The sequence below is a fragment of the Microbacterium testaceum genome, from assembly GCF_020781835.1.
Lineage (GTDB): Bacteria > Actinomycetota > Actinomycetes > Actinomycetales > Microbacteriaceae > Microbacterium > Microbacterium testaceum_H.
The window spans coordinates 1-4765 of sequence record NZ_JAJGNJ010000024.1 but is presented as its reverse complement, the minus strand read 5'-3'; the positions used below and the strand labels follow the sequence as shown (position 1 = coordinate 4765).

Genomic DNA, 4765 nt, shown 5'->3' with positions numbered 1-4765 from the left:
AGGTCGTTGGCGAACTGGATTGCCGCCTTGGGGATCCATACCATCAGGTCACTCCCACTCGAAGTAGCTCTGCTCCCCAGGGAGCGCGTTGGTCTTGTACCAGGCCGTGTAGGCCGACGGGGTGAGGGACTGCGCCGGCACGTCCCACCCGGGGGCGCCCTGCGCGACGGCGACAGCCGGGCCGACCCACATCTGGGCGGGGTTCGTCGGCGCGACCACCAGAGCAGAGAACACGCCCCCACCGGGCGGCACCTTCAGCCGCCACCCCGGGTGATCCCACGGCGCGTAGTCCGCCCCCGAGATGAGCCGGTCGACGGTCACGTCGTACCAGACATCCCCGCCGGTGACGTTCCACAACGCGTCCGTGCTCTCGAGCTGCACCTCCCACCCGCCGCTGCCGTCGAACGTGTCGACGATGATCGGGCGGGAGAAGAACAGTCCCCCGCCGCCGACCGCGGCACCGTTCGGGCGGAACACGATCCGCGGGGAGATCGACAGGTCCACTCCGCCGCCGAAGTCGCTGAGCGTTCCGGTAACAGTTGCGAGCGCCATGCGTGGCTCCTTCCAGCCTTCACCCGGCGGGGTGACGGCGACGGGGTGACGCCGCGGGTGACGGCGGGGTGACGCGGGTGAAAGCCGGGTAGGTAAGCGCGGCGACCGCCATGAGGACGACCGCCGCGATAAGAACGCGGATCACTCGTTGTGCGCGCCCGGGTCGCGGTATGCGGCCGGATTGTGCGGGTCGAGCGCGGCCTGATGTTCGGCGCGGGTCGAGGCGTCCGGCAGGCTCGTGACGAGGAACACACCGTCGGCGGTCTGCTTCGCGTAGGTGACGGGCTGTGCGGACGAGCCGAGGAGGAATCGTTCAACGATCGGCCAACGGCGACCGAGCTCGCGCGCGGCCCAGTAGTACGCGCCGACGGCCAGGCCGACGGCGGCCGCGTTGAGCAGCGTGGTGACGGTCACCGCAGCACCGGGGACAGCTTCGGCGAGGATGCGGTCGAGCGCGGCGATGATGTCGGCTACGGCGGGGATGCGAGCGATGAGCCAGGCGAGGAGCCAGCCGATCGCGGCAGGGGTGGCGGTGCGGATGGTGGCGAGGATGATCGCCTGACGGCTCAGCATGGGGTGTCCTTTCCTGGACGGCGAAGACCCCGGAGTCTCCGAGGTCAGCGGGTGAGGCCCTCGGGCCATGGCGGCGGCGGGGGCGGCTTGCGTTGGTCGATGTGGTCGCGCAACTCGTGGATGTAGTCGTCCCGGATCCGCTCGCGACGGAGGGACTCGTCGACACGCTTCTCGACGGTGCCGAGCTGCTCCCGCGCCGACTTCACTTCCTCCTGAAGCTGATCCATCAGCGCGTTCTCGCGGTTGCCTCGGCGGTTGAGGATCGCGACGACGATTCCGGCGACGGCCGCGATCAGCGCGACCAGAACGGTGGGTACTGCGGACGCGATCTCAGTGGGCATCGGCGGACCCTTTCCGGGCCCGCTGTATCGAGAGGATCGCGATGATGATCGCCGGACCGAGGTAGGTGGACATGTTCAGCCACTCCCGCGACGGCTGCCCGTTCGCGATCGCGATTCCCCAGCCGAGCCCGTAGGCCAGCCCCCACGCGGTCATGATCGCGGTGAGAAGGCCCCACGCAACCGCATCTGCGGTAGAGAACGCACGGAGGCAGCACCCGACACCGACGATGATCCAGATGCCCGCCCACACCTCGATCGACATCGCGGCCGAGATGAGATCGAGCCCGGCCGGGAGCGATGAAGGGACGTCGCCGAAGATGGGGAGGTAGGCGACGCCGCGAGCGAAGCAGTAGGCTCCCGCGACGAGAAGTGCCGCGCCGCGGGAGCCATTCAGCCGAATCACGACGCTGCGGGCTGGTCGAGTCGCTGACGCGCGCGCTCGTCGGCCTCGTCGTTCACGCGCTTCGCGATCGCGTCGATGTCGACGTTCGCTTCGACCTCGATGTCCCGGACCGCGGACTCCACGGCGTCGCGCACGACGCCCGGGTCCACACCAGGCGAGGTCTTCGCGACCGCGGCAGTGATCGTGTCCACGAGATACCCGCGGGTCACGTCATGCTGCGCCTGCGTCAGGTCGGCCAGGTAGCCGCGGGTGACGTCGTGCTGCCGCTGCGTCTGGTCCAGCAGGAACGCACGGGTCACGTCGTGCTGCGCCTGCGTGCGCTCCTCGATCGCCTGGTTGGTCGCGTTGAACATGTCTCGGATGTCGTCGAGAACGCCCATGAGCTCTTCCTCCTCGCTTGTGGATGCGGTCGTGCCGCCTCCGTCGATGCGGCCGACGCCGCGGGTGGTCTCCCAGTGCCAGTCCTCACCGAAGAACCGGCCGGTCCAGTCCAGACCGAGGCCCGGAGCGATCTGCTGCAGTCGCCGGTGCGCGGCGGTGTTCCGGTCGTTGTACGGGTAGCCCAGGTCCGAGGCGATCTTCGCCACGTGAGGGGCCGTGCGCGACGGTGCCGCGACCGTCCCGGCGGGCGAGATGCGCGCGTACTGGCGACCCTCCCACCAGCGGAAGTCGTACACTCGGCGGCCATTGACCTGCCCGACGAGCACGTACCGGGCGAGGAAGATCGCGACCTGTTCGTCGTACTCCCGATCCCCGCTGACGACGGTGATCGGCGGGTAGCCTTCGGCGACGAGAATCGCGCTGGCCGCCATGAGCGCTTCACGGATGTTCGACCCGTGAAGCACCGCCCCAGAGGTGTACCGCAGCATCAGTCAGCCCCGCCCGTCTGCTCGATCCCGGAACCATCCGAGACGGCCACCGAGTCGACCACGGTGACACCGGAGACCTGGACGAGCTGGTCGTTGTCGTCTAGGCCGTAGAAGTCGGGGACGCCATCGCCGTCGAGGTCCGAGTAGACGGGGATGATCGGGGTCGCGACACCATCGGCTTTCCAGCCGAGCAGCGCCGTACGGATCGCCTCCCGCGACTCGTCGCGCGTGGTGATATCTGCCATTGCGGATCGTCCTTTCGTCGTCGCCGGCTGTTACCAGTGACGGGCTCGGGTGGGTATGGTGAGCGGCATGAAACGTGGACTCATCGCCGCGGGGGCGGTCGCGATGCTGCTGCTGACCGGATGCACGGCGCAGGAGCCGGCCATCAGCGACGCCACCGGCTCGAATGACGCGGCCGCAGGAGCCGCGGCACCGTTGGTCGCCTCGACGCCCACGCCGACCACAGACGGCGGCGAGGCTGCGTTCCTCGCGGAAGTGCGCGCGAACCTGCGGCCCGACAACGTCATCCCCGACGCCACCGACGAGCAGCTCGTCGCCGCGGGCGAGAAGGCATGCGAAGCGATCGCGACGACCGCGAACACCAACACGGTCAGCGTCATCGAAGGCGAGCCGACCAACGGCCTGGGTTACTACACAGACAGTGGCGTCATCATCGCCGCCGCGCGAGGCGCGCTCTGCGGCTAGCTGACGACCTCCCGTAGATTCCCCGTCGAGTCCTTCACGATCGCACCGGGAAAGCTTCCTGGCACCAGGCTCTGCGAGATGGGGACGAGGTTCGCGGCGTTGATCTGTCCCTCGACGACGAGCGACTGCTCGACGCGGGCCGATCCCGTGACACGAAGTTCGGGGGTGTTGAAGATGATCGCGAGCAGCGAAGAGATGAAGCCTTCCGCGGCTCCGGAGATCCGCACCGGCCCGACCTGGATGTAGCCGCCGGTCGCGACCTCGAATGAGCCGGTGAGGTTCACAGCACCGGAGATCTCACCGTCACCCGTGATCGACCATCCATCCCCGTTCACCGTGAGGACGCCGTCGATGTCCATGTCGCCGACCTGCGTGACCTTCCCGGTCACGGTGTAGTCACCCGTGATCTCCCCGGTTCCTTCGAGCGTCCATGGCCCGGTGACGCGGAATGAGCCGGTGATCTCCGTCGGCCCGCTGACGGTGAACTCGCCCGTCACCGTGGTCGTCCCATCGACCTGCAGAGTCCCGACGATGTCCACGAGCCCACCCGAGTCGACTCGGAGAGTGCCGCCGATGATGCGGAGCCGGCCGTTCGTGATCGACGCGTTCTCGAGAAACGCGCCCGTCTTCAGTTGCCGGAGCTGCCGCTTGATGTCCTCGATCCACGCGCCGTAGTTGGTCAGATCAGGCATTCTCCACCTCCGGTTTCAGTTGCCGCCCGTTGCCCCCAGACACGGACAGCACTCGCAGGGGATGGACGTCGTCAGGGATGACCGGGTCGCCGTACACCTCGAGACGCAGTTCGGCGCCAGGGAGCACGAGAGTCGGCGGGAAGTCCTCACCCACCGTGACCGACCCGATGCTCCACTGCCGGACCGGGTTGATGTTGCGGGCGTAGTGCGTGTTCGACGCGTCTTGCAGCGCGTCCCCTACCAGGTCGCCGAAGTCCTTGCTCGTGTCGCGGATGATGCAGTTGATCACGCCGCCGCTGTAGGTCGTCTTCTGGTCTTCCCCGGTGCCCTGACCGAGCGCCTGAAGACCCGTGACCTGCGACGAGCCGTTTACGCGGTAGTGGACTCCCGCGAGTGGCGAGTCCTCCGCGTCCAGGTGGAGCAGTGTCCCACCGGTTCCGATCGCCCCTGCGACCAGCGTCTGAAACCGCACCCCGCCCGACGCGGTCGGGTAGGGCCGCAGGTACACCTCGACGCCCATGCGGGTACGGATCTCGGCGATGATGTCGCCGATGAGTGGCTTCTTCCAGAACACCCACTCGCCAGAGAATTCGCCAGGGGTGTTCACGGGAAGGTCGATCGGGAGGA

9 protein-coding genes are annotated in these 4765 nt (G+C 68.0%); 1 reads left to right on the top strand and 8 read right to left on the bottom strand.

What is annotated here, in order from left to right; all coding sequences use genetic code 11:
- Window positions 1-48: 48 nt before the first annotated feature.
- From LL239_RS17290 to LL239_RS17265, 6 genes are all read right to left on the bottom strand, one after another.
- On the bottom strand, window positions 49-552 hold the full coding sequence (locus tag LL239_RS17290) for a hypothetical protein (protein WP_228164568.1): 504 nt from the start codon (window positions 550-552) through the stop codon (window positions 49-51).
- 141 nt (window positions 553-693) lie between these two features.
- Window positions 694-1125, bottom strand: a complete 432-nt coding sequence (locus LL239_RS17285; protein WP_228164567.1) for a hypothetical protein — start codon at window positions 1123-1125, stop codon at window positions 694-696.
- Between the two features lie 44 nt (window positions 1126-1169).
- Entirely contained in the window at window positions 1170-1466 is a 297-nt protein-coding gene (locus LL239_RS17280; protein WP_228164566.1) for a hypothetical protein, read from the bottom strand.
- Window positions 1456-1869, bottom strand: coding sequence for a hypothetical protein (locus LL239_RS17275; protein WP_228164565.1), 414 nt, complete (start codon window positions 1867-1869; stop codon window positions 1456-1458). The genes LL239_RS17280 and LL239_RS17275 overlap by 11 nt, the downstream gene beginning before the upstream one ends.
- Window positions 1866-2738, bottom strand: a complete 873-nt coding sequence (locus tag LL239_RS17270; RefSeq protein ID WP_228164564.1) for a hypothetical protein — start codon at window positions 2736-2738, stop codon at window positions 1866-1868. Before LL239_RS17270 ends, LL239_RS17275 begins: the two co-directional genes overlap by 4 nt.
- On the bottom strand, window positions 2738-2983 hold the full coding sequence (locus LL239_RS17265; protein ID WP_228164563.1) for a hypothetical protein: 246 nt from the start codon (window positions 2981-2983) through the stop codon (window positions 2738-2740). Before LL239_RS17265 ends, LL239_RS17270 begins: the two co-directional genes overlap by 1 nt.
- Window positions 2984-3050: 67 nt before the next feature.
- Between LL239_RS17265 and LL239_RS17260 the strand changes: the two genes are divergently transcribed.
- On the top strand, window positions 3051-3446 hold the full coding sequence (locus tag LL239_RS17260; RefSeq protein WP_228164562.1) for a DUF732 domain-containing protein: 396 nt from the start codon (window positions 3051-3053) through the stop codon (window positions 3444-3446).
- On the opposite strand, the gene LL239_RS17255 is transcribed toward LL239_RS17260, so the two are convergent.
- A complete protein-coding gene (locus tag LL239_RS17255; RefSeq protein WP_228164561.1) occupies window positions 3443-4138 on the bottom strand; it encodes a hypothetical protein in 696 nt (231 codons plus the stop codon). The two genes, LL239_RS17260 and LL239_RS17255, sit on opposite strands and share 4 nt — an antisense overlap.
- Window positions 4131-4765: hypothetical protein (locus tag LL239_RS17250; protein WP_228164560.1), on the bottom strand; the 635-nt coding region annotated here is incomplete at its 5' end. The genes LL239_RS17255 and LL239_RS17250, both read right to left, overlap by 8 nt.

What these genes read in the sequence shown, in the direction of transcription:
- LL239_RS17290 (WP_228164568.1), bottom strand. Translation starts at nt 552, where the DNA reads ATGGCGCTCGCAACTGTTACCGGAACGCTCAGCGACTTCGGCGGCGGA.
- LL239_RS17285 (WP_228164567.1), bottom strand. Translation starts at nt 1,125, where the DNA reads ATGCTGAGCCGTCAGGCGATCATCCTCGCCACCATCCGCACCGCCACC.
- LL239_RS17280 (WP_228164566.1), bottom strand. Translation starts at nt 1,466, where the DNA reads ATGCCCACTGAGATCGCGTCCGCAGTACCCACCGTTCTGGTCGCGCTG.
- LL239_RS17270 (WP_228164564.1), bottom strand. Translation starts at nt 2,738, where the DNA reads ATGCTGCGGTACACCTCTGGGGCGGTGCTTCACGGGTCGAACATCCGT.
- LL239_RS17265 (WP_228164563.1), bottom strand. Translation starts at nt 2,983, where the DNA reads ATGGCAGATATCACCACGCGCGACGAGTCGCGGGAGGCGATCCGTACG.
- LL239_RS17260 (WP_228164562.1), top strand. Translation starts at nt 3,051, where the DNA reads ATGAAACGTGGACTCATCGCCGCGGGGGCGGTCGCGATGCTGCTGCTG.
- LL239_RS17255 (WP_228164561.1), bottom strand. Translation starts at nt 4,138, where the DNA reads ATGCCTGATCTGACCAACTACGGCGCGTGGATCGAGGACATCAAGCGG.